The 22,354-nt window shown below is 69.3% G+C and carries 20 protein-coding genes; 7 read left to right on the forward strand and 13 right to left on the reverse strand.

Annotated elements, in window-relative coordinates; genetic code table 11:
- Positions 1-32 precede the first annotated feature (32 nt).
- From AAY78_RS14300 to AAY78_RS14325, 6 genes are read right to left on the reverse strand one after another with little or no spacing between them, the layout of a single operon-like run.
- Positions 33-1,190, reverse strand: coding sequence for a mannitol-1-phosphate 5-dehydrogenase (locus tag AAY78_RS14300; RefSeq protein WP_046748950.1), 1,158 nt, complete (start codon positions 1,188-1,190; stop codon positions 33-35).
- Positions 1,187-1,621, reverse strand: a complete 435-nt coding sequence (locus AAY78_RS14305; RefSeq protein ID WP_046748951.1) for a PTS sugar transporter subunit IIA — start codon at positions 1,619-1,621, stop codon at positions 1,187-1,189. Before AAY78_RS14305 ends, AAY78_RS14300 begins: the two co-directional genes overlap by 4 nt.
- Positions 1,618-3,249, reverse strand: a complete 1,632-nt coding sequence (locus tag AAY78_RS14310; RefSeq protein WP_046748952.1) for a PTS mannitol transporter subunit IICB — start codon at positions 3,247-3,249, stop codon at positions 1,618-1,620. Before AAY78_RS14310 ends, AAY78_RS14305 begins: the two co-directional genes overlap by 4 nt.
- Positions 3,246-4,931 (reverse strand): phosphoenolpyruvate--protein phosphotransferase, encoded by a 1,686-nt coding sequence (ptsP, locus tag AAY78_RS14315; protein WP_046748953.1) that lies wholly within the window; start codon positions 4,929-4,931, stop codon positions 3,246-3,248. The genes AAY78_RS14310 and ptsP overlap by 4 nt, the downstream gene beginning before the upstream one ends.
- Positions 4,928-5,209, reverse strand: a complete 282-nt coding sequence (locus AAY78_RS14320) for an HPr family phosphocarrier protein (RefSeq protein ID WP_046748954.1) — start codon at positions 5,207-5,209, stop codon at positions 4,928-4,930. Before AAY78_RS14320 ends, ptsP begins: the two co-directional genes overlap by 4 nt.
- Entirely contained in the window at positions 5,206-5,523 is a 318-nt protein-coding gene (locus tag AAY78_RS14325) for a PTS sugar transporter subunit IIB (protein WP_046748955.1), read from the reverse strand. Before AAY78_RS14325 ends, AAY78_RS14320 begins: the two co-directional genes overlap by 4 nt.
- A 168-nt stretch (positions 5,524-5,691) precedes the next feature.
- Here AAY78_RS14325 and AAY78_RS14330 point away from each other — a divergent pair, with 168 nt between their 5' ends.
- Entirely contained in the window at positions 5,692-7,614 is a 1,923-nt protein-coding gene (locus AAY78_RS14330; protein ID WP_046748956.1) for a BglG family transcription antiterminator, read from the forward strand.
- 9 nt (positions 7,615-7,623) lie between these two features.
- Here AAY78_RS14330 and AAY78_RS14335 read toward each other — a convergent pair whose 3' ends face one another.
- From AAY78_RS14335 to AAY78_RS14345, 3 genes are read right to left on the reverse strand one after another with little or no spacing between them, the layout of a single operon-like run.
- Entirely contained in the window at positions 7,624-7,887 is a 264-nt protein-coding gene (locus AAY78_RS14335; protein WP_046748957.1) for an HPr family phosphocarrier protein, read from the reverse strand.
- Between the two features lie 2 nt (positions 7,888-7,889).
- The gene (locus AAY78_RS14340) at positions 7,890-9,575 is read right to left on the reverse strand and encodes a phospho-sugar mutase (protein WP_046748958.1); all 1,686 of its coding nucleotides are present in this window, start codon (positions 9,573-9,575) and stop codon (positions 7,890-7,892) included.
- Positions 9,572-10,405, reverse strand: coding sequence for a purine-nucleoside phosphorylase (locus tag AAY78_RS14345; RefSeq protein WP_046748959.1), 834 nt, complete (start codon positions 10,403-10,405; stop codon positions 9,572-9,574). The genes AAY78_RS14340 and AAY78_RS14345 overlap by 4 nt, the downstream gene beginning before the upstream one ends.
- A 48-nt stretch (positions 10,406-10,453) precedes the next feature.
- Here AAY78_RS14345 and AAY78_RS14350 point away from each other — a divergent pair, with 48 nt between their 5' ends.
- Complete coding sequence (locus AAY78_RS14350) at positions 10,454-11,902, forward strand: NAD(P)H-quinone dehydrogenase (protein ID WP_046748960.1); 1,449 nt, start codon at positions 10,454-10,456, stop codon at positions 11,900-11,902.
- Positions 11,903-11,966: 64 nt separating this feature from the next.
- Here the strand turns inward: AAY78_RS14350 and AAY78_RS14355 are convergent, their stop codons facing one another.
- Entirely contained in the window at positions 11,967-13,733 is a 1,767-nt protein-coding gene (locus AAY78_RS14355) for an acetyl/propionyl/methylcrotonyl-CoA carboxylase subunit alpha (protein WP_046748961.1), read from the reverse strand.
- 78 nt (positions 13,734-13,811) lie between these two features.
- Positions 13,812-14,450: a Maf family protein gene (locus AAY78_RS14360; protein WP_046749078.1), complete on the reverse strand. Its 639-nt coding sequence runs from the start codon at positions 14,448-14,450 to the stop codon at positions 13,812-13,814.
- A 23-nt stretch (positions 14,451-14,473) separates the two neighbouring features.
- Here AAY78_RS14360 and AAY78_RS14365 point away from each other — a divergent pair, with 23 nt between their 5' ends.
- The 5 genes from AAY78_RS14365 to AAY78_RS14385 all read left to right on the forward strand — a co-directional run bounded on the left by AAY78_RS14365 (position 14,474) and on the right by AAY78_RS14385 (position 20,193).
- The gene (locus AAY78_RS14365) at positions 14,474-15,721 is read left to right on the forward strand and encodes a class I SAM-dependent RNA methyltransferase (RefSeq protein WP_046748962.1); all 1,248 of its coding nucleotides are present in this window, start codon (positions 14,474-14,476) and stop codon (positions 15,719-15,721) included.
- A 41-nt stretch (positions 15,722-15,762) separates the two neighbouring features.
- Entirely contained in the window at positions 15,763-16,422 is a 660-nt protein-coding gene (locus AAY78_RS14370; protein WP_046748963.1) for a response regulator transcription factor, read from the forward strand.
- Complete coding sequence (locus tag AAY78_RS14375; protein ID WP_052748797.1) at positions 16,412-17,647, forward strand: ATP-binding protein; 1,236 nt, start codon at positions 16,412-16,414, stop codon at positions 17,645-17,647. Before AAY78_RS14370 ends, AAY78_RS14375 begins: the two co-directional genes overlap by 11 nt.
- Positions 17,644-18,636: a hypothetical protein gene (locus AAY78_RS14380; RefSeq protein WP_230977937.1), complete on the forward strand. Its 993-nt coding sequence runs from the start codon at positions 17,644-17,646 to the stop codon at positions 18,634-18,636. The genes AAY78_RS14375 and AAY78_RS14380 overlap by 4 nt, the downstream gene beginning before the upstream one ends.
- Before the next feature lie 357 nt (positions 18,637-18,993).
- Positions 18,994-20,193 carry an ROK family transcriptional regulator gene (locus AAY78_RS14385; protein WP_046748965.1) on the forward strand — a complete coding sequence of 400 codons (1,200 nt, stop codon included), beginning with the start codon at positions 18,994-18,996 and terminating at the stop codon, positions 20,191-20,193.
- A gap of 313 nt (positions 20,194-20,506) precedes the next feature.
- Here the strand turns inward: AAY78_RS14385 and AAY78_RS14390 are convergent, their stop codons facing one another.
- Together AAY78_RS14390 and AAY78_RS14395 are read right to left on the reverse strand one after the other, a co-directional pair.
- On the reverse strand, positions 20,507-20,746 hold the full coding sequence (locus AAY78_RS14390; protein WP_082108704.1) for an acyl-CoA carboxylase subunit epsilon: 240 nt from the start codon (positions 20,744-20,746) through the stop codon (positions 20,507-20,509).
- Positions 20,743-22,332, reverse strand: coding sequence for an acyl-CoA carboxylase subunit beta (locus AAY78_RS14395; RefSeq protein WP_374168968.1), 1,590 nt, complete (start codon positions 22,330-22,332; stop codon positions 20,743-20,745). The genes AAY78_RS14390 and AAY78_RS14395 overlap by 4 nt, the downstream gene beginning before the upstream one ends.
- Between the last annotated feature and the right edge of the window lie 22 nt (positions 22,333-22,354).

A 22,354-nucleotide genomic window follows, 5' to 3' on the forward strand; every position in this document is an offset into this window, starting at 1 on the left:
ATCGGCAGACGGGGGCGTCTCTGAGCGAGGGGTCAGACAGCTCCCAGACGCTGTTGCCTGGCCGCGACCGCGTCCCGGATCAGCGGGAACAGCGGGTGCTCCGGGTCGAGGCCTGTCGTGGTGGTGGTGAACGCGGCAGGGTCCTCGGCACGGAGCAGCTGCTGCAGCTCGACAGACTGCTCGTCGGCGGGATCGTCGAACTCGAGCGCTGCGGACACGGCGGCGACCAAGGCGTCGGTGGGCAACCCCCGCTCTGCGGCCATGGCCGCCGGGCCAACGAAGCGCTCATGCCGTGAGATCTTCCGCAGCGGCTGACGTCCGACGCGCTGCACGGTGTCGACGAGCGCGGGGTTGCGGAAGCGCTCCAGGATCGTCGCGCGGTAGTCGGCGAGGTCTGCCGGGTCGAGCCCGTGCTCGGCGACCAGGACGGCCGACGTCTCCTCGAGCGCCGCCGAGACGCTCGAGGAGATGTCCGAGTCGGCGAGGGCGTCCGAGATGCGCTCGATGCCCGCACGCGCCCCGAAGTACGCGGTCGCCGCATGGCCGGTGTTCACCGTGAACAGCTTGCGTTCGATGTACGGCGCCAGGTCGTCGACGAAGTGCGCGCCGGGGATGTTCGGCAGCGCGCCCTCGAAGGGTCCCGACTCGATGGCCCACTCGAAGTAGGGCTCGACCGTCACGTCGACCCCCGATCCCTCCGGCTGCGCCGGGACGATGCGGTCGACGGCCGTGTTGGCGAAGACCGCGCGCGCGAGCAGCGTCTCTGCATCCGCGCCCGCTGCGGCGACGATCTCCCGCCGCAGCAGCTCCGTTGCCCCGATCGCGTTCTCGCACGCCATCACCTGCAGCGGCGCGGAGTCCGGACTGCGCAGGGCGAGTCCGGCGACGATCGACGGAGCCACGAACCGCAGCACCGTCGGGCCCACCGCGGTCGTGACGACATCCGCGGTGGCGACCTCCTCGGCCACCGCGGCCGGATGCGTCCTGCTGTTGACCGCGCGGAATCCGGTCACGACGTGATCGGTCCCTCCGGGGCCGGCCTCGTGCACCGTGTACGAGTCGACCTCGTTGATCGCGTCGACGAGCGCATCGGCGACGTCCGAGAAGACCACCTCGTACCCGCCGTCGCTCAGCAGCAGACCGACGAACCCGCGCCCGATGTTGCCCGCCCCGAAGTGGACCGCCTTCATCCTTCGTTCACCTCCGAGAGGAGGGCGTAGAGCTCCTCGGCGGTCTGTGCCGCCGACAGCCTGGCGACATCGTCCTCCTCGGAGAACAGGATGGCGATGCGGGAGAGGATCTCCAGGTGCTCGTCCCCGACGCCGGCGATGCCGATCACGAAGGTCGCGGGCTCGCCGGACCAGTCGACGCCCCCGTCATAGCGGACGACCGACAGTGCGGAGGCGAGGATCGTGTCCTTCGCTTCGTTCGTGCCGTGCGGTATGGCGAGGCCGTTGCCCATGAAGGTCGACACCGTCTCCTCACGCTGCCGCATCGCGTCGACGTAGGCCGGGGTGACCGCACCGGCGGCGACGAGGATGTCCGTCGCCTCCTGCAGAGCCTCGTCTCGTGTCGCACCACCGGGGTGGATGCGGACCTGATCCTGGGTGAGGACGCTCATTCTGTTTCCTTTCGCTGCTCGCGCACCATCTCGACGACTTCTTCGTAGCGGGGCGAGTTCATGAAGTTGTCCACGGAGACGTGGACGGAGTTCGGCGACTTCGCCTCGGCGCGCTCGGTGAGCTGCTGCTGGGTGATGACGACGTCAGCCGTTCCGTCGAGGTTCGCGATCGCCTGGTTGGTGACCGTGATGTCCTCGATGCCGGCCTTCTTGAGCTTGTTGCGCAGCACGCTCGCGCCCATGGCGGACGAGCCCATCCCGGCGTCGCAGGCGAACACGATCCGCTCGATCGGTGCGGAGATCACGGTCGCGCTCGTGGCGGTCGCGGCTTCCGGAGCCGCGGATGCCGTCGACGTGCGCAGCGCGTCCATCGCGGCGGACGACTTGCCCTTGTTGGCCTCGGTCTGTGCGATCGCGGCGCCGAAGGTGTCGCCCTCGGCCTCGAGGTCGCGCTTGCGGGAGGCCCGCAGGATCACGCCGGTGATGAGGAAGGTCACGGTCGCTGCGACGATGACCGAGAGGTAGACGACCAGGAGGTTGCCGACTCCCGGGCCGATGGCCGCAGCCGTCACGGCGATGATGCTTCCCGGTGCTGCAGGGAAGGCGAGACCCCCGCCGAGGACCATGTTCGTCGTGACCCCGGCCGCACCACCCGCGATGAGGGCGAGGATCGTGGTCGGCTTGCTGAGGGCGTAGGGGAAGTAGATCTCGTGGATGCCACCGAAGAACTGGATGATCGCCGCTCCGGGAGCGGATGCCTTCGCCGCACCGACCCCGAAGAAGGTGAAGGCGAGGAGCAGACCGAGGCCGGGCCCGGGGTTCGCCTCGATGAGGAACAGGATCGACTTGCCGGTCTCGGTCGCCTGCTCGATGCCGAGCGGGGTGAACACGCCGTGGTTGATGGCGTTGTTCAGGAACAGCACCTTCGCGGGCTCGACGATGATCGATACGAGCGGAAGCAGCTGCAGCGAGACCAGCCAGTCGACGGCAGCACCGAGTGCGGCGCTGATGCCGAGCATCACGGGGCCGAAGGCGAAGAAGCCGAAGATCGCGAGCAGCATGCCGAGGATACCGGCGGAGAAGTTGTTGACCAGCATCTCGAAGCCGGGCTTGATCTTGCCGTCCCACAGCCGGTCGACCTGCTTCATGACCCAGGCGGCGAGGGGGCCCATGATCATGGCACCGAGGAACATCGGGATGTTCGTGCCGACGATCACGCCGACGGTGGCGATCGAGGCGACGACGCCTCCGCGCTCGCCGTAGACCATGCGGCCGGCGGTGTTCGCGATCAGCAGCGGCAGCAGGTACGTCACCATCGGGCCGACCAGTCCGACGTAGGCGAGGATGTTGCCGTCCGCGCCTTCGGCCACGGCGGTCATCGCGCCCTGCCAGCCGATGATGACGGAGTCGCCGCCACCGCCGAGGATCTCGGACACGCCTGCCCAGTGCCAGCCGAACGGGCTCTCCGCGCCGAAGAAACCCTTCGGGATGAACAGCATCGTGATGAAGCCCCAGGCGATGAAGGCGGCGATGTTGGGCATGATCATGCCCGAGAGGAATGTGCCGAAGCGCTGCACTCCTACGCGCAGGCCGCCGGGTCTGGTGGCGGCAGGTGACGTCGTCGTCATGATGTCGTCTCTTTCTTGTGGAGGGGGAGTTCCGCGGCGAGGGCTGCCACGGCGTTTCGGGCGGAGGAGGCATCGTCGGCGGCCAGGGCGGCCTCGGCGAGACTCCGCGCCTCGGACGGGGTGCGCTCGGACAGCGCATGACGGACATCGGCCAGGGCGGAAGGCGCCATCGACAGGCTCGTCGCGCCGAGACCGACCAGCACCACGGCGAGCAGCGGATCGGCCGCGGCTTCGCCGCAGATCCCGACGGGTTTGCCGAGTCGGGCACCTGCATCGCCGACCTCGCGGACGAGGCGGAGGACGGCAGGGTGCCAGGGGTCCTGGAACCCTGCGACCGAGCCGAGCATCCGGTCGGCAGCCATCGTGTACTGCGTGAGGTCGTTGGTGCCGATCGAGGCGAAGTCGGCGTGCGCGAGCACGCGATCGGCGAGCAGAGCGCTCGCCGGGATCTCGACCATCACTCCCGCGGTCTTCAGCCCGTACTCGCGTGCGAGTCCCGTGAAGTAGACGGTCTCCTCGACCGTTGCGACCATGGGAGCCATCACCCAGAGATCGGCCTCGGTCACGGCGGCGGCCTCGGCGAGTGCGGTGAGCTGCTCCCGCAGGATGTCCTCGCTGGCGCGCAGCGCCCGCAGACCCCTGAGCCCGAGCGCCGGGTTCTCCTCGTGTGCATCGTTGAGGAAGGCCAGAGGCTTGTCAGCGCCGGCATCGAGCATCCGCACCACGACCTTCCGGCCGGGGAAGGCCGCGAGCAGCTCGCGGTACGACTCGCGCTGCTGAGCGATGGTGGGCGCCTGGGCGGAGGAGAGGAACAGGAACTCGGTACGGAACAGCCCGACGCCCTCGGCCCCCCGAGCGACCGCGTCGGCCGCATCTGCAGGCTTCCCCAGATTCGCGAGCAGCGCGACAGGCGTGCCGTCGGCGAGAGCGCCGGGAGTGGTTGGGGCCGCGTCGGCCGACCGCCGAGCGGCAGCGCGCTCGGTGGCGCGAGCCTTCTCGTCATCCGTCGGTTCGCGCGTGACCACGCCGCTGGCTGCATCGACGATCACGGTCTCGCCGGTGGTCAGCATCTCGCCGTCGGCGACGCCCACGATCGCGACGATGCCCTTCTCCCTGGCGAGGATCGCCGTGTGCGAGGTCGGGCCGCCGTCGGTGGTGATCAGTGCCAGGACCTGATCCAGATCGAGGAGTGCGGTGTCCGCCGGCGCGAGGTCGCGGGCGACCAGCACGAACGGGTGTCCCGGGTTCGGGACCCCCGGGGCGTCGACGCCGCGAAGATGCGCGAGCACTCGCTGCGCGATGTCGTCCAGGTCCGCGGCGCGTTCGCCGAGGTAGCCGCCGACCGCCTCGAGCGTGGCGCGGAACCCGGCGAATGCGTCGTGCACGGCCCACTCGGCCGTCGCCCCCGCGTCGATCCGTGTGTCGACCTCGTCCTGGAGCGTCGGGTCCTCGGCGATCATGGCCTGCGCCTCGAGGACCTCCTGCGCGGATCCTCCGGCTGCCTCGCCGCGCTCGTTCAGTTCCTTCGCCACGACCGAGACGGCGTCGCGGACCCTGGCTCGTTCGGCGTCAGCCCCCGCGGTGCTCGGCGTGTTCTCCGGGGCCGGCATCGCCTCGGCCATGCGGACGATCGGCCCCTGGGCGACCCCGAGACCGATGCCCACTCCGCGCAGCTCGCTCATCCGGCGGCGTCCTGGTCGTGGTCGGTGGTGAGGAGCTCGGTGAGGGTGTCGAGCACGTTCTCCGCGCCGTCGCCGTCCGCCGTGAGCGTGACGTAGTCGCCGTGCTCGATCGCGAGGGCGATGACGCCGAGGATGCTCGCCGCGTTGACGGGTTTTCCGGAATCCTTGGCGATCGTCACGGCGATGCCGGAGTCCTTCGCCGCCTGCGCGAACAGCTTCGCTGGACGGGCGTGGAGTCCGTGTGAGGAGCCGATCCGGACGGTGCGGGTGGCGGTCATGATGTTCCTTTCGGGGTTTCGCCGGCAGCGGCGAGGAGCGAACGGGCGAGGACGAGCGTGCGCGAGCCGTCGAGATCGGAGAAGACGTCGTCCGGGAGGATGGCGACCGGCGCGTTCGAGCTCTCGCGGATGGCGTCGAGGCGGTCGGCCAGGTGCGGGCCGACCAGGATCAGGTCATGGTCGGAATCCGAGGCGGCGCCCTCCGTCCCGGCGGATGCGTCCCAGGCCAGACCGGCCGTCTCCGCGGCACGGCGGAGCCGCTGCGCGACGAACGTGCTCGATGCTCCCGCACCGCACACCACGAGGATCCTCATCGATGCCCACCTACTTCCTGAGAACAGTCTGGGAACCAGGAAGGGGTGCGCGCCAACACGATCCTTTCCGCCCCCGCGGAACGGCGCCTTCCGCCCCGAGGCGCCGGCCACCTGACATCATGGAGAGCACGTCGAGACGGTGCAGTCAGCACGCGGGAGGGGAGGATCATGTCGCGCCAGCGTCAGGACCAGCTCCTCGCCGCGCTGCTGCGTCAGGAGGGCTGGGCTACGGCCGCGAGCCTCGCCGACCTCATGGGGGTCACCCCGCGCAGCATCCGTTCCTACGTCGCGGCGCTGAACGCTCGCACGCCCGGAGCCGCCGTGATCGAGTCGGGTCCCGCGGGGTATCGCGCCGGATCCGGTGCACGGGGTGCGATGCGCATGCGTCAGGGCGGGGAATCGGCCCCTCGCGATCGCCTGCACACGCTGGTGCGACTCCTGCTCGATGAGCCGGCTGGCATCGATGTCTTCGACACCGCGGAGGATCTGCACGTCAGCGAGGCGACGCTCGAAGCGGATCTGGTGCGCGTGCGCGGCCTGCTCGACGGCACCGACCTGACGCTCGAGCGCGAGCGCGAGATCGTGCGTCTGCGCGGCAATGAGACAGCGCAGCGCCGTCTGCTCAGCAGGCTCGCCCACGACGAGATGGATGATGCCTCGTTCCATCCCGAGACGTTCCGTCGCGCGCTGTCCGGATCGGCGGTGGACGCCGGCGCGGTCGGTCCCTTCAAGTCGGCCCTGGTGCGCGAGTTGGGTGAGCTCGGCTACTACGTGAACGAGCTCGCGATCTCCGACGTGCTGCTGCACATCGCGATCGCCGCGGAGCGGGTCGCTGCGGGACACACGCTCGAATCTGCACCGGCGGGCACGCGCGAGGAGATCCCGCGCGTGGGGGCGGTCATCGCCCGCCTGGCCTTCGAGCACTTCTCGGTGGTCCTCGGCGATGGCGACAGCGGCCACCTCGCCTCCCTCGTGCTGACGCGCATCGTCGCGCCGGGGGAGGCGACGACACGCGAGGTCGCCCGCAGCGGCGTCGACCCGATGGTCGAGGCCGCCGTCCGTGCGGAGATCACGCGTGCGGCCGAGGACTTCGAGGTCGACCTCGTCGATGAGACCTTCGTCCTGCGTCTCGCCCTGCACGTGCAGAATCTGCTGCGGCGGGCGGAGGAGAGCGCCCTCACGCGGAACCCGCTCACCCGGTCGTTGAAGGCGACGTACCCGATGATCTTCGAGGTGGCCGTGTCGATCGCGAGCGGCCTGCACGACCGCGTCGGCACGCCGATCCACGACGACGAGATCGCCTACATCGCCATGCACGTGGGCGGCCGTCTCGAACGCAGCCGCAAGGCGGAATCCATCCTCACCGCCACGATCGTGTGCCCGGGGTATCACGAGCTGCACGAACTGCTCCGCTCCAGCGTCGACCGTTCCCTCGGGACGGCCATCGAGGTCACCACCGTCGTCACCAATGTCGATCCGGACTGGTCGTCGTTCGATACCGATCTGGTGCTCAGCACCATCGAACCGGGATCCTCCGGCGACCGCTTCGTACGCATCCAGCCGTTCCTGACCGATGCCGACGTCGACCGCATCCAGCAGGCGGCGGCGCGGGTGCGGCGGGGACGGCGTCTCACCCGCCTCCGCGGTGAGCTCGCCCGCTACTTCCTCGCGGACGCCTACGTGTTCCCCCTGCCGGATGAGGGGGAGGAGGCGATCATCCGGCGTCTGGGCGGTCTTCTGGTGCAGGCGGGCCTGATCGGCGAGGACTACATCGAGAACACCATCGTGCGGGAGCGGATGTCGTCGACCGCCTTCACGGATGCGCTCGCCGTGCCGCACGCGCTCCAGATGACCGCCACTCGCACGGCCATCGCCATCGGCGTCGCGGACGGCTCAGCGGCCTGGGGCGGAGGGCGAGTGCAGGTCGTCGCCCTCGCGGCGTTCAGCGAGAGCGACCGTGCGGCTTTCCAGACCGTGTTCGAGCAGCTCGTCGAGGTGTTCAGCGAGCGCGAGAGCGTGCAGCGGATCGTCCGGAAGGGGACGACTTTCGAGGCGTTCCTCGACGAGCTCGTCGCCGTGATCGACGGGTGAGGGTCGCGGTCAGCCGCGGGGAGCGAGAACCTCCGCGAGCTGATCGAGGACGGCCTCGGACGTCGGAGACGGTGCGGTCTCGATCTCGACCGGATCTCCTGTCGCGATCCCGAGGTCCATCACGGCCAGCACGCTGCTCAGGTCGACGGTCGTGCCGTCGGCCGTGCGGAGGGTGACCGGAGACCCGTGCGACTGCGCGAGTCGCACGAGCTCGGCCACCGGACGAGCGTGCACGCCGTTGTGCGCGCTGACGATGATGCGTCGGATCGGCATGCTCAGGAGCGTTCGTCGAGCAGGGCGCGCACCCCGGCTTCGAGTTCGGCGACGGCCTCTCGCGCGCGCTCGGCGGAGTCCGCCTTCGCGTCGATGTAGACCTTCAGCTTCGGCTCGGTGCCGCTGGGACGCACGATCACGCGGGACCCGTCTGTCAGCCGGTAGCGGAGCACGTCACCGGACGGCTGCCCCTGGCCCGCCTGCAGCAGATCCTCGGCCGAGGCGATCGACCGACCGGCGATGTGTGTCGGCGGAAGCGTGCGCAGGGCGAGCATCACGGTACCGATGATCGAGAGGTCTTCGACGCGCACCGACACCTGACCGCTGGCGAAGTGCCCGTAGGTCTCGCCGAGTTCGTCCAACAGGTCGCTGAGCGTCGCTCCACGGTCGCGCGCCTCTGCCGCGAGGCCGAGGACCGCGACGGCGGCCGACACGCCGTCCTTGTCGCGCACGGTCTCCGGGTTCACGAGGTAACCCAGAGCCTCTTCGAAACCGAAGACGATGCCAGGGGCGCGCGAGATCCATTTGAAGCCCGTGAGCGTCTCGTGGAAGTCGAGTCCGTGGTGGGTCGCGACGGCGCCGAGGCCGGGGGAGGAGACGAGTGAGCAGGCGAGTGATGCCCCTGGCGTGCCCGCCGCCGCACGTGCCGCCCTCGCGCCGAGCAGGAGTCCGACCTCGTTGCCGGTGAGGCGACGCCAGCCGTCCGCTGCCGAGTCGTCGGGGATCGCGACGGCCAGGCGGTCGGCGTCGGGGTCGTTGGCGAGGATGAAGTCCGCCTTGACGCGCCGAGCCCTCGCGAAGGCGAGATCCATGGCACCGGGCTCCTCCGGGTTCGGGAAGGACACGGTGCGGAAGGTGGCGTCGGGCGTGAGCTGCTCGTCGACGACGAACGGCTGCGGGTATCCGGCGTCCTTGACGATGCGGGACAGCGTCTCCCAGCCCACGCCGTGCATCGCCGTGTACACCCAGCGCATCCCGGTGGTGCCGGCGGGGGCGGGGGCGACGGCGGCGGTCGCTGCGATGTAGGCCTCGACGACGTCCTCGCCTGCGACCTCGTATTCCGTGGAGCGCGGCAGTGCCGTCACCGGTCCGGCGTCCGCCATCCGCTGGATGTGCGCGGCGATCTCCGCATCGGCAGGAGCGACGATCTGCGACCCCTGATCCGCGCCGCCCAGGTACACCTTGTACCCGTTGTCGTTCGGCGGGTTGTGGCTCGCGGTCACCATCACGCCGGCATCGGCTCCCAGGTGGCGCACGGCGAACGCGAGGACGGGGGTGGGGAGCAGACGGGGGAGCAGGACCGCGCGCAGTCCGGCTCCGGCGAACAGCTCGGCGGAGTCGGTCGCGAACACGCGGGAGTTGCGACGCCCGTCGTATCCGATCACCACCGTCGGCGTCTGGCCGTTCGACTTCTGACCGTTCGACTTCTCGCGCAGGTAGGCGGCGAATCCCGCCGCGGCCTGCGCGACCAGCACCCGGTTCATCCGGTTGCTCCCGGCGCCGAGCTCGCCGCGCAGACCGGCGGTGCCGAAGGCGAGACGCGTGCGGAAACGGTCGTCGAGGTCGGCGATCGCGTCCGCATCCCCGGCGGCGGCCCGGGTGATCACACCGGCCAGTTCGTCGCGGGTCTCGTGGTCGGGGTCCTGGCGCAACCAGGCGCGGGCCTGCGCGAGCCGCTCCTCGCTCACAGGGCCTCGACCACCCTGGCCAGAAGCGCGGAGATCACGGGCTCCGCCTCCCGTCCGGCCTCGATCACCTCGGCATGGCTGAGCGGGGTCTGCTGGATTCCCGCGGCGAGGTTGGTGATCAGGGAGAACCCGAGGATCTCCATGCCGGCCTCGCGCGCGGCGATCGCCTCGAGCGCGGTCGACATGCCGACGATGTGGCCGCCGATGTGCTTGGCCATCTGCACCTCGGCCGGGGTCTCATAGTGCGGGCCGCGGAACTGGGTGTAGACGCCTTCGTCGAGTGAGGGGTCGATCGAGCGGGCGACGTCCCGAAGACGCTTCGAGTACAGGTCGGTGAGGTCGACGAACGTGGCGCCCTCGAGCGGCGAATCGGCCGTGAGGTTGATGTGATCGCTGATCAGTACGGGCTGGCCAGGGGTCCAGGTCTCGCGGATGCCGCCGGCTCCGTTGGTCAGCACCATGATCTTGGCGCCCGTCGCGGCTGCCGTGCGGACGCTGTGCACGACGCGGCGTACGCCGTGGGCCTCGTAGTAGTGGGTGCGCGCGCCGATGACGAGGACGTTCTTGCCGCCGGGGGTGCGGATGCTGCGCAGTGTGCCGACGTGGCCTTCGAGCGCGGGCTTCGAGAAGCCGGTGACCTCGGTCGCGGGGATCGTGGCGACGGTCTCGCCGATGATGTCGGCCGCCTTGCCCCAGCCGCTGCCGAGGGTGAGGGCGATGTCGTGGTTCTCGACGCCGGTCAGACGGGCGATGTCGGCTGCGGCCTGCGCGGCCACCTCGAACGGGTTCGCGGTCGGGTCGTCGAGGGGGTTGCTGTGCGTTTCGGGCATGGATCCACTCTAGGAAGGTGCAGGCTCGGGTGCCAGGATTGCGCGAGAATGGATTCCATGTCTTCCACCACTTTCGAGCGCACTCAGCGCGTCGCCGTGCTCGGCGGCGGTCCCGGCGGCTACGAGGCGGCCCTCGCGGCCGCCCAGTTGGGTGCCGAGGTCACCCTGGTCGAACGGGTGGGAGTCGGCGGATCAGCCGTGCTCACCGACGTCGTGCCTTCGAAGAGCCTGATCGCCACCGCCGATGCGGCCGTCGCCATCTCCGAGGCCAGCGACCTCGGCGTGAACTTCTATGCCAAGGGCGACCACTCCCGCCCCCTCAAGCCCGAGATCGCGATCAACCTCGCCGCCGTGAACAAGCGCCTCCTCGCGCTCGCCGGCCAGCAGTCCGAGGACATGCGCGCGACGCTCCTCGAGGCCGGTGTGCGCATCCTGTCCGGCCACGGACGCCTCGAAGGGCCCACGGCGATCATCGTCTCGACCGGCCAAGGCGGCACCGACTTCGACCGGGTCGAGGCCGACACCATCGTCGTGGCCGTCGGCGCCTCGCCGCGCGAGCTGGACTCCGCGAAGCCCGACGGCAAGCGCATCCTGACGTGGACGCAGCTGTACGACATGAAGGCGCTCCCCGAGCACCTCATCGTGGTCGGATCCGGTGTCACCGGAGCGGAGTTCGCCTCCGCGTACATGAACCTGGGCGCCAAGGTGACCCTGATCTCCAGCCGTGAGCAGGTGCTCCCCGGCGAGGACAAGGACGCGGCTGCGGTGCTGGAGAAGGTCTTCAAGCGCGGGGGAATGCAGGTGCTCTCCAAGTCGCGCGCCGACAAGGTGGAGGTCACGGACGACGGCGTCACCGTCACGCTGTCCGATGGGCGCACGGTCGAGGGCAGCCACTGCCTCATGGCCGTCGGGTCCATCCCGAACACCGCAGGCATCGGTCTGGAGGAAGCCGGCGTCGAGCTCGACGAATCCGGGCACGTCCGGGTGAACAAGGTCGCTCGTACCTCGGTCCCCAACGTGTACGCCGTCGGCGACTGCACGAACTTCTTCCCGTTGGCCTCCGTCGCGTCGATGCAGGGGCGCACCGCGGTGTTCCACGCCCTCGGCGACATCGTGATCCCGTTGGAGCTGATCAAGATCACCTCCAACATCTTCACCGCGCCCGAGATCGCCACGGTCGGCTACGGCGTCAAAGACGTCGAGGATGGCGTCGCGGACGGCATGGTCTACAAGCTGCCTCTCGCGGCGAACCCGCGCGCGAAGATGATGGGCATCAAGGACGGCTTCGTGAAGCTCATCGCGCGGAAGGGCTCCGGTACGGTGATCGGCGGTGTGATCGTCGCTCCGAAGGCCTCGGAGCTGATCTACCCGATCGCGGTCGCCGTCGAGCGCCGCCTCACGGTCGATCAGGTCTCGCGGGTCTTCGCCGCCTACCCCTCGCTGTCCAGCAGCATCACCGACGCGAGCAGGGCGATGCACCTCGTGAACATCTCCTGACGCCCGTAGGCACAGCAAAGGCGCCCCACTTCGGTGGGGCGCCTTTCGCGTGTCAGCGGGAGGATCAGCTGATGGTGAGCAGCTGGTGTCCCGCGGAGACCGTGGCGCCGGCATCGGCGTTGATGTTGCCGACGACGCCGTCCTTGTGCGCCTGCAGCGGCTGCTCCATCTTCATGGCCTCGAGCACGACGACCAGATCGCCCTTGACGACCTGCTGTCCGTCGGCGACCGCGATCTTCACGACCGTGGCCTGCATGGGGGACTTGACGGCATCCCCCGAGGCTCCGGCGTTGGCCGTTGTGGCATGGCTGCGGCGCGACGGTGGAACCGCGGCGGGGCGACCGGCGGTGCCTGCGGCGACGGCGACGCGGTCCGGCAGGCTCACCTCGAGGCGCTTGCCGGAGACCTCGACGACGACCGTGTGCCGGGCTTCGGAGGCAGCCGGCGCCTCGAGCTCTCCGTCCCAGGCCGGGATGTCGTTGACGAACTCGGTCTCGATCCAGCGCGTGAAGATGCCGAACTCGCCGCTCTCCGCTGTGAACGCAGGATCGCGCACGACCTTGCGGTGGAACGGGATGACGGTGGGAAGGCCGGCGACCTCGAACTCGTCGAGGGCACGGCGCGAGCGCTCGAGGGCCTCTGCCCTGTCCTTGCCGGTCACGATGATCTTGGCGAGCAGCGAGTCGAAGGCACCGGAGACCGAGTCGCCCGCAGTGACACCGGAATCCAGACGGATGCCGGGGCCTCCGAAGGTCTTGAAGACGTGGATCGGGCCCGGCTGGGGCAGGAATCCGCGACCGGGGTCCTCGCCGTTGATGCGGAACTCGATCGAGTGGCCCTGCGGCTTCGGGTCGTCGTAGTCGATGGTGCCGCCGGCCGCGATACGGAACTGCTCTCGTACCAGGTCGATGCCGGTGACCTCCTCGGAGACCGGGTGCTCGACCTGCAGACGTGTGTTCACCTCGAGGAAGGAGACGGTTCCGTCGGCTCCGATGAGGAACTCGCAGGTACCGGCACCGACGTAGCCGACCTCCTTGAGGATGGCCTTGGAGGCGGCGTAGAGGAGGTCGTTCTGCTCCTGCGTGAGGAACGGAGCCGGCGCCTCCTCGACGAGCTTCTGATGGCGGCGCTGCAGCGAGCAGTCACGCGTCGAGATCACGACGACGTTGCCTTCGGCATCGGCCAGGCACTGGGTCTCGACGTGACGCGGCTTGTCGAGGTACTTCTCGACGAAGCACTCGCCGCGGCCGAAGGCGGCGACGGCCTCGCGCGTGGCGGACTCGAAGAGCTCGGCCACCTCGTCGAGCTCACGCGCGACCTTGAGGCCGCGTCCGCCGCCGCCGTAGGCGGCCTTGATGGCGATCGGGAGGCCGAACTCCTTCGCGAAGGCGATGACCTCGTCTGCGCCCTCGACCGGTCCCGGCGTTCCGGGGGCGAGGGGTGCGCCGACCTTCTCGGCCACGTGACGCGCGGTCACCTTGTCACCGAGGGCCTCGATGGCTTCGGGGGAGGGGCCGATCCAGGTCATCCCCGCGTCGATGATGGCGCGGGCGAACTCGGCGTTCTCGGCGAGGAAGCCGTAGCCGGGGTGCACGGCGTCGGCGCCGGCACGGCGGGCGATCGAGAGGATCTTCTCGATCTGGAGGTAGGTCTCGGCGCTCGTCGAGCCGCCGAGCGCGTAGGCCTCGTCTGCGAGGCGGGTGTGCAGGGCATCACGATCCTGGTCGGCGTAGACGGCGACGGAGGCGATCCCGGAGTCACGGGCGGCGCGGATGATGCGGACGGCGATCTCGCCGCGGTTGGCGATGAGCACCTTGGCGATAGCAGGCATGCTTGCCAGCCTAGCGAGAACGACCGCGATCCCTTTGACGACTCCCCACAAGAAAGTCGGGAAAACGTGGATGGGAGTCTACGACCAGAGGTCGGTCCAGCGAACGCCGAGCTCCGCGGCGAGACGGCGGACGGTGGACAGAGACATGCCGACGACCGTGGACGGGTCGCCCTCCACGCGGGTGATGAAGGCTCCCCCCAGGCTGTCCACGGTGAAGGCCCCCGCCACGAGCAGCGGTTCGCCTGAGGCGACGTACGCGGCGATCTCGGCGTCGGTCACGTCGGAGGCGAACGTCACAGCGGCTTCGGCGACGGCGGTGGCTTCCGTGGGCTCGGCACCGGGGGCGACCCGGAAGACGGAGTGGCCGGAGTGCAGGATGCCCGTGGCTCCGCGCATCTCTCGCCAGCGTCTGGTCGCTTCCTCCGGAGTGTACGGCTTGCCGTAGACGCGCCCGTCCAGCGCGAACATCGAGTCACCGCCGATGACCAGGCCGTCGAACCCGCCGTCCTCGACGAGGCTGTGCGCCACGGCGGAGGCCTTCGCGCGGGCGAGCAGCAGCACCAACTCCTCGGGCGCCAGGGGCTCGCCCCTTTCCGCCTCCGCAGCGGCGGCGACGGCGTCCTCGTCGACGTCCGGTGACACCGTGAGCGGCTCGATGCCCGCCTGACGCAGCAGCATGAGTCGGGCGGGAGAGGTCGAGGCGAGGCAGACGCGCATGTCCACCACCGTATCCTCGAAGGATGACTTCCTCCCCAGCTGACGTGCTCGAACTCGACATCACCGGCATCGCTCACGGGGGCACGTTCATCGCGCGGCACGAGGGACGAGTGGTGTTCGTGTCCGACGCGATCCCCGGTGAGCGCGTCCGTGCCCGACTGATCGCTCCGCAGGAGGGGGCCGATGCCGACACCCGCAGTTTCTGGCGGGCCGAGACGATCGAGGTGTTGGACGCGTCGGAGCACCGCCGTCCCCACATCTGGGCGGAGGCCGACGTGTCGCGCGATCCCGCTGATCGTCCAGGAGGAGCTGATCTCGGGCACATCGATCTCGATCACCAGCGTGAGCTCAAGAGGCGCGTGCTGACCGAGGCCCTCGACCGCTTCGCGGGAAAGGGTCTCGTCGCGCCCGAGATCGAGGCCGTGGAGTCCGGAGACGGTCGAGGATGGCGCACGAGGGTGACGCTGCACGTCGACGACGCGGGAGTGGTGGGGCCGTATGCCTCACGCAGTCACCGTGTCGTGCCGGTGACGTCGTACCCGCTGGCGCGGCCGGCGATCGCCGCGGCAGCGCTCGCGCTGCAGGGGGAGGCTCCCGGTCGCATCGAGTTCGTGGAGCCCGCCGACGGCACCGTGCGCGTGATCCGTCGTGAGGAGACCGAGCGCGCCCCGCGCGTGCAGAGGGGCTTCCGCAAGCGCCCGGCGCCCGAGGTGATCCAGGAGATGGTCAACGACCGCCGCTTCGACGTCGACTCCACGGGCTTCTGGCAGGTGCATCCGCGCGCCGCCTCGGTGCTCGATGCCGCGGTCTACGGCATCCTCGACGGTCACGTCGACGAGGAGAAGACCCATTTCGACCTGTACGGCGGGGTCGGGCTGTTCGCGGCGACCCTGGCCGACCTCGGGGGCACGGACATCGTGACGGTCGAGTCGAGTGCACGTGCCACTCAGCATGCTGCGGCGAACCTCGCCCCTCTCGAGATCGACGCGGTGACAGCCCGAGTCGATCGGTTCCTCGCCACGCGCAAGGGCGGCGGTCGGGCCGGGGCCGTCGTGCTCGATCCGCCGCGGGCCGGAGCGGGGCGTCAGGTGGTCGAGGCGATCCACGGGCTCGCCCCCGACGCCATCGCCTACGTCGCCTGCGACCCGGTGGCGCTCGCACGCGATCTCGGCACGTTCCGCACGCTCGGGTGGAATGTCGACCGTCTTCGCGGCTTCGATCTGTTCCCGCACTCCCACCACTTCGAGGTCGTGGCACTGCTCACACGATGAGCGATCCACGGCCTTCCGAGGGGACTCAGTAGGCTGAGGGGATGAGCACGGTCGCACTCATCGACGATCACGAGTCCGTTCGCCTCGGTCTCGAGGCCGCGTGCGAGCGGGATTCGCAGACCGTGGTCTTCTCCGGGAGCACCGTGGTGTCGTACATCGACTGGCGGAAGGCGACGGGGGCCGCGCCGGCCGATGTGGTCGTGCTCGACCTCACGCTGGGAGACGGCACGACCGTTACTGAGAACGTGACCGCCCTCGTGAACGACGGCGCCAGCGTGGTGATCCACAGTGTGGCGGATCGTCCTGCAGCCGTGCGGGAAGCCCTCTCCGCCGGTGCGGCGGGAGTGGTGAGCAAGTCGTCAGCACTCGACGACGTGCTGGACGCGATCCGCACGGTCGCACAGGGCGAGGCCCTCAACAACGTGGAGTGGGCGAGCGCTGTCGACGGAGACCGCGCGTTCGCCGACGCGCAGCTCGCCACCCGCGAACGGGAGGTCTTGCGCCTGTACGCGACGGGTCTGCCATTGAAGGCCGTGGCCGAGAAGCTGGGCGTCGCGTACTCGACCGCCAAGGAGAACATCACCCGCATCCGCGTGAAGTACGTCGAGGTCGGGCGCCCGGCGCCCACGAAGGTCGACCTGCTCCGGCGAGCGATGGAAGACGGGATCGTCACAGCCGACGAGGCACTCGGTGGCCGCTGAGCCGCTGAGCATCCGCGACGCCTGGAGCAAGATTCCGTCTCCGGGCAGCACGGAGACAGCATACGAGCGCTTCACCGGCAAGCGCATGGAGCGGATCCTCGCCATCGTGGTCGCGATCGGCTCGGCTGTGCTCGGCGCCCAGGCGCTGGTCTCCGCGATGGCATCCCTGTCGGACGCGGACCCTGCGCATGTGTTCGCGTTGTGTGTGGTGTTCGTGCCCCTGCTCGCGATGCTGGTGGCGTGCCTGATCGGACGCGGGGTGCGCACCTTCTCCGGCATCTTCGCCGTGGTGTACGTGCTGGTGCTCGCCGCGTGGCCGACGATCGTCGACCCCTCCGACAAGGGGGCCGGAGAGCAGCCGTGGATCTTCTTCCTCGTCAACGTCGGTGTCGTCGCGGCCATGCTCGCCTTCCCCCTGGCGCTGCAGTTCGTCTGGGCGGCGGGAGTGCCGTTCGTGTACGGCTATGTCCGTCTCGTCCAGGGCGAGTTCTCGCGCGATTTCTGGGTGACGACCGCCTTCGACGTCTCGTTCACCCTCATCCTCGGCGTGGTGATCGTCTCACTCGGCTGGATGTTCCGCTCGGTCGCCGCCGGGGTGGACGAGGCCAGGGGACAGGCGGTCGCGTCGTACTCCACTGCTGCGGCAGCGGCGGCGGCCGAGGAGGAGAGGGCGGCGATGTCGGCCCTGATGCACGACAGTGTGCTGGCCGCTCTGATCGCCGCGGAGCGTGCCGAGGGCGAACGCGCCAGGGAGCTGGCCGTGGCGATGGCGCGAGAGGCTCTCACGCGCCTCGCGAACACCGAGGCCGCCGTCGCACAGGAGGGGAGCGACGAACCGGTCGGAACGGTGCAGATCGTTGTCGAGCTGCGTCGGGCGCTGTCCGAGCTCGGCGCCGATGCGATCGTGGAGGAGCGCGGAGGCATCGGACTCATCCCCGGACGTGCTGCCCGCGCGCTGGTGCTCGCGGCACGACAGGCGATCGGCAACGCGGTCTCGCATGCCGGCGGGCGCGGACTCCACATCATCGTCGAAGGGCACGGGGACGAGGGCATCGGCGTGACCATCTCCGACACCGGACCCGGATTCGACGTCGAGTCGATCGGCGTCGATCGACTCGGGATCCGTGCGTCGATCTTCGCGCGCATGGCGGGGGTGGCCGGCACCGCCGACATCCTCTCCGACGGGCACGGGACCACTGTCGTCCTGGGGTGGGAGCGCTCGTGAACCGCACCGTGCGGAGTGTCGCCACCTCCCTCGCCGTCGGCTTCGCCCTGTACTTCGTCGCCAGGGGGATCTGGTGGATCGAGCAGCCGACCGCACCGCTGGTGATGGTGCTCGCGATCGGGTTGTACCTCGTGGTCGTGAACGTCGCGATCCTCGGACACGGCGCCGTCGTCAGGATGCCGATGTGGTCGGCGATCCTGGCGCTGGTGGCGAGTGCGCTCATCCCCATCCTCGTCACCTCGTCGCTCGACCCGGCGGATCGGACGGCTCCCTTCGCCACGTGGTACATCGGGGCGCTCGGACTGCTCGGCGTCGTCTGCGTCGTCCGGAGGCGCGCTCTGATCGGCGTTCTCGTTCTCGGGGTGCTCGTCGTCACCGCGTCGGCCTATCTGGGATTCGTCGTCGCCCTCAACCTCGGACTCGTCGGCTCCATCATGTGGGTGGTGGTCGCTGGGCTCCTGGTGATGTTCTGGGACCGCGCCGTGCGTGACACGGAGCGCCTCGCCGAGATCCAGCAGGCCGTGTCCGCGTGGCATGCGACGCAGCGGGTGCGTCAGCGGGAGCGGCGCCTGCGCACGCAGTTCGCGCTGGCCGTCGCCGGTCCCGTCCTCAGCAGAGTGGTGGCCGCGCGGGGTGTGCTGGACGAGCAGGAGCGGATGGACGCCCGCCTCGCCGAGGGCAGGCTGCGCGACGAGTTGCGCGGAGCCGATCTCCTCAACGACGCCGTGCGCAACGCGATCGAGGCGGCACGACGCCGGGGGGTGGTGGTCACGGTCTTCGATGAGGGCGGTTTCGACGGGATCGACGAGACACGGCGAGAACTGATCAGGGACGAGCTGGCCGTCGTGCTCAGTCGCGCGCAGACCGCTCGTCTGATCATCCGCTCGGCGCGTGATCCCCGTGTCGCCGTCACGGTGGTCGGCCGCGCCGGCTCACGGGCGTCCGGCGACGATGACGCCGTCGACCTCTGGCACGAGATTCCGCGCTGACAGGCGGGCACAGGGCTGACGGGTGGGGTCAGGGCTGGCAGGCGGGGACAGCGGACGAACGCATGCGTCCTCGGCTCCGGCCTGGGGAGATGACCGGAGTCGAGGATGGTGAGAGTGGGAGAGGGGCGGCGAATTCGCCTGCCCCTCTCCGTGCGGACAGTTACCCGAAAACCGTCCGCTGGTGGCCGATCAGCGTCTGTCTACCCTGGGACAGAGAGACCAGCCGAACGCGAAGCGTCCCCCTCAGTCTGATGGTTCGCGCGAACATTGTCTGTAGGTATTTTGGGGGACACGATTTCACCCCCGATAGGCCATCATTGGACGATGGCAACGCGTCGTGGCACCAACCTTCCGCGCATGGGCGACTTCAATCAGTCCGTGATCCTGGAGGCCATCCGGCAGTCCGGCGAAGGGCTCAGCAGGATCGAGCTGTCGACGGCGACGCGCCTGTCGGCGCAGACGGTCACGAACATCACCCGCAGACTCCTCGATGACGGCTTCATCAGGGAAGCGGGTCGAACGATCAACGGACCAGGCAAGCCGCGGGTCACCCTGCGGCTCGTCGCGGACAGCCGCTTCGCCGTGGGGGTCCATCTGGATCCCGCGCTGATGACTTTCGTGCTGTTGGATCTGGCCGGCGCGGTCGTCCGTCGTCTGAGCGTGCGAACCCCTGCCGAGGATCCCCACCGCATCGTCGAGGCCATGGCGTCGGCGATCGATGCGTTGATCGTCGGTTCGGGCGTCGACCGCTCCCGGATCGCCGGGGTGGGGGTCGCGGCTCCCGGCCCGCTCGACGCGGAGCTGGGGACGGTGATCGACCCGCCTAAGCTCGCAGGCTGGCACCGTGTGCCGTTGCGGGCAGTGCTCGCGGAGGCGACGGGGTTGCCCGTGGTCGTGGAGAAGGACACGACCTCGGCTGCGGTGGGCGAGCTCTGGACGAGGCGGGAATCGGCGGACGACTCCTTCGTCTTCGTCTATCTGGGGATCGGTATCGGCGCGGCCATCGCACGTGATGGAGAGGCGGTCCGGGGGAGCACACGCAACATCGGCGAGATCGGCCACATCATCGTCGACCCCGACGGACCGTCCTGCGCGTGCGGGGCACGCGGATGCGTCGAGGTGGTGTGCACCCCGCAGGCGATCATCGAGCAGGCGGAGAGGGCAGGGGTGTTCGACGACGAGCATCAGACGAGCGACGCCGCGGCAGTCGACCAGCGATTCCGGCAGCTGTGCGAGCGAGCGGCTGCCGGGGACGAAGCCGCGGGGGAGGTGCTTCGGCGCTCCGCCGCGCACATCACGGTGCTGACGGCGGTGCTTACGAACATGCTCGACGTCGACCGCGTCGTCTTCGGTGGGCCGTTCTGGTCGCGGCTCGCTGATGTGTACCTGGCAGAGATCCCCGACCTGCTCGATCGGGCCAGCGCCACCAGGGCGATACGCACCCTCCCCGTCGACGGCACGGTGGTGGGCGACGATGTCGGTGCGGTGGGAGCGGCGTGCGTCGTCCTCGACTCGGTCCTGAGCCCGCGTGCCGCCGACCTCCTGCTCGACAGCTGAGTGCTCGACAGCTGAGTGCTCGCGGGTCACCTTTGCGAGCATAAGTCGAATCGATATAGTATTTGGGTTTCGTCCTTCGGACAGATCAGCGGAGTCCGCCTTCTGCTGTGCGCACGGCACCGTCGCACGCCGCGGAGCACGCAGGTCTTCACGAGGGGGGATCCGTCCGGCTCTCGAAGAGGGGCGGACGAGGCGGCGACGGGGACGCGGCCGCGCAGGGCGCTGGGGGTCCTGCGACGATCGTCGACGTGGTTCGTGAAGCGGAGGGTTCGCGGACCACGCCGACGGCGTTCTTTCCGTGTTCCGAGCGGCGTCAGCCGGAGAAACGGCCCCACGGTATGTCGCGACGGAGCGGGCGACGCAACGGACGCTGCGTCCTGGCCCAGGCGGAGACGGCGGGCTCGTCGGCCACGGCTGCGGCCTCCTCGGTCGCGTACGCCTCGCTGATCACCGCGATGAGAGCGGCGAGCTCCTCCTCGGTGGCCGCGCCCCGGGTGATGTCGAGCAGCGGCGTATCCGAGGAGGGGCCGCCCTGCGGGTTGTGCTCGGTCACAGCGGGATGTTCCCGTGCTTCTTCGGGGGCAGCTCCGCGCGCTTTCCGCGCAGGGCGCGCAGGGCCTTCGCGATCGAGACGCGGGTGTTGGCCGGTTCGATGATGCCGTCGAGCTCCCCGCGCTCAGCTGCCAGGAAAGGAGACGCCACGTTGTAGGTGTACTCGTTCGCGAGCCGGGTACGCACGGCGGCGACGTCCTCGCCGGCCTCCTCCGCCTTCTTGATCTCACCGCGGTACAGGATGTTGACCGCACCCTGACCGCCCATGACCGCGATCTCGGCGGTCGGCCACGCGAGGTTCACATCCGCGCCGAGCTGCTTCGAGCCCATCACGATGTACGCACCCCCGTAGGCCTTGCGCAGGATGACGGTGACGAGGGGCACGGTGGCCTCCGCGTAGGCGTAGAGCAGCTTCGCACCGCGGCGGATGACGCCGGTCCACTCCTGGTCCGTGCCGGGAAGGTAGCCGGGCACGTCGACCAGCGTGACGATCGGGATCGAGAAGGCATCGCAGAATCGCACGAAGCGACTGGCCTTCTCGCCTGCCTCGATGTTCAGGGTGCCGGCCATCTGCGACGGCTGGTTGGCGATGATGCCGACCGAGCGACCTTCGACACGACCGAAGCCGATCACGATGTTGGGCGCGAACAGCGGCTGCACCTCGAGGAAATCGCCCTCGTCGACGACGTGCTCGATCACCGTGTGGATGTCGTAGGGCTGGTTGGTCGAGTCGGGGACGATCGTGTTGAGCACGCGATCGGCGTCTGTCGTCTCGAACTCGAACGCGCTCTCGTACGACGGGAGTTCCGCCATGTTGTTGTCCGGGAGGAAGCTCAGGAGCGTGCGCGCGTAATCGATGGCGTCGTCCTCGTCTTCCGCGAGGTAGTGCGCGACACCGGATCGGGTGTTGTGGGTGTAGGCGCCGCCCAACTCCTCCATCCCCACGTCTTCGCCGGTCACGGTCTTGATCACATCGGGACCCGTGACGAACATCTGGCTGGTCTTGTCGACCATGATGACGAAGTCGGTCAGAGCGGGGGAGTACACCGCACCACCCGCGGCCGGGCCCATGATGATCGAGATCTGCGGGATGACACCGGAAGCGCGGGTGTTCAGGCGGAAGATCTCACCGTACTTGCCGAGCGCGACGACGCCCTCCTGGATGCGCGCGCCGCCGGAGTCGAGGATGCCGATGCAGGGCATCCCTCCGGCGAGGGCGAACTCCATGATCTTCACGATCTTCTCGCCGGCGACCTCGCCGAGCGAGCCGCCGAAGGTGGAGAAGTCCTGCGAGTACACCGCGACGGTGCGCCCGTTGATGGTGCCGACGCCGGTGACGACGGAGTCGCCGTAGGGGCGGGAGCGATCCATGCCGAAGGCCGTGGTGCGGTGGCGTACATACTCGTCGAACTCGACGAAGCTTCCCGGATCCACGAGCAGCTCGACGCGCTCGCGGGCGGTCATCTTGCCCTTCGCGTGCTGCTTCTCCTTCGCCTTCGCTTCCGCGTCGACGACGGCTTCCGTGTAGCGAGCGCGCAGGTCCGCGATCTTGCCGGCGGTGGTAAAGAGGTCGGGCTTGTCCGTCACGGATTCCACCCTATCGTCGGCT

This window comes from Microbacterium sp. Ag1 (genome assembly GCF_001005635.1).
Taxonomy (GTDB): Bacteria; Actinomycetota; Actinomycetes; order Actinomycetales; family Microbacteriaceae; genus Microbacterium; species Microbacterium oxydans.

Bases quoted from the DNA above. Each gene is read 5' to 3' on its own strand.
- AAY78_RS14325 (WP_046748955.1), bottom strand. From the start codon at position 5,523: ATGAGGATCCTCGTGGTGTGCGGTGCGGGAGCATCGAGCACGTTCGTC.
- AAY78_RS14355 (WP_046748961.1), bottom strand. From the start codon at position 13,733: ATGCCTGCTATCGCCAAGGTGCTCATCGCCAACCGCGGCGAGATCGCC.
- AAY78_RS14300 (WP_046748950.1), bottom strand. From the start codon at position 1,190: ATGAAGGCGGTCCACTTCGGGGCGGGCAACATCGGGCGCGGGTTCGTC.
- ptsP (WP_046748953.1), bottom strand. From the start codon at position 4,931: ATGAGCGAGCTGCGCGGAGTGGGCATCGGTCTCGGGGTCGCCCAGGGG.
- AAY78_RS14360 (WP_046749078.1), bottom strand. From the start codon at position 14,450: ATGCGCGTCTGCCTCGCCTCGACCTCTCCCGCCCGACTCATGCTGCTG.
- AAY78_RS14335 (WP_046748957.1), bottom strand. From the start codon at position 7,887: ATGCCGATCCGACGCATCATCGTCAGCGCGCACAACGGCGTGCACGCT.
- AAY78_RS14385 (WP_046748965.1), top strand. From the start codon at position 18,994: ATGGGCGACTTCAATCAGTCCGTGATCCTGGAGGCCATCCGGCAGTCC.
- AAY78_RS14350 (WP_046748960.1), top strand. From the start codon at position 10,454: ATGGATTCCATGTCTTCCACCACTTTCGAGCGCACTCAGCGCGTCGCC.
- AAY78_RS14365 (WP_046748962.1), top strand. From the start codon at position 14,474: ATGACTTCCTCCCCAGCTGACGTGCTCGAACTCGACATCACCGGCATC.
- AAY78_RS14310 (WP_046748952.1), bottom strand. From the start codon at position 3,249: ATGACGACGACGTCACCTGCCGCCACCAGACCCGGCGGCCTGCGCGTA.
- AAY78_RS14345 (WP_046748959.1), bottom strand. From the start codon at position 10,405: ATGCCCGAAACGCACAGCAACCCCCTCGACGACCCGACCGCGAACCCG.
- AAY78_RS14370 (WP_046748963.1), top strand. From the start codon at position 15,763: ATGAGCACGGTCGCACTCATCGACGATCACGAGTCCGTTCGCCTCGGT.
- AAY78_RS14320 (WP_046748954.1), bottom strand. From the start codon at position 5,209: ATGACCGCCACCCGCACCGTCCGGATCGGCTCCTCACACGGACTCCAC.
- AAY78_RS14330 (WP_046748956.1), top strand. From the start codon at position 5,692: ATGTCGCGCCAGCGTCAGGACCAGCTCCTCGCCGCGCTGCTGCGTCAG.
- AAY78_RS14305 (WP_046748951.1), bottom strand. From the start codon at position 1,621: ATGAGCGTCCTCACCCAGGATCAGGTCCGCATCCACCCCGGTGGTGCG.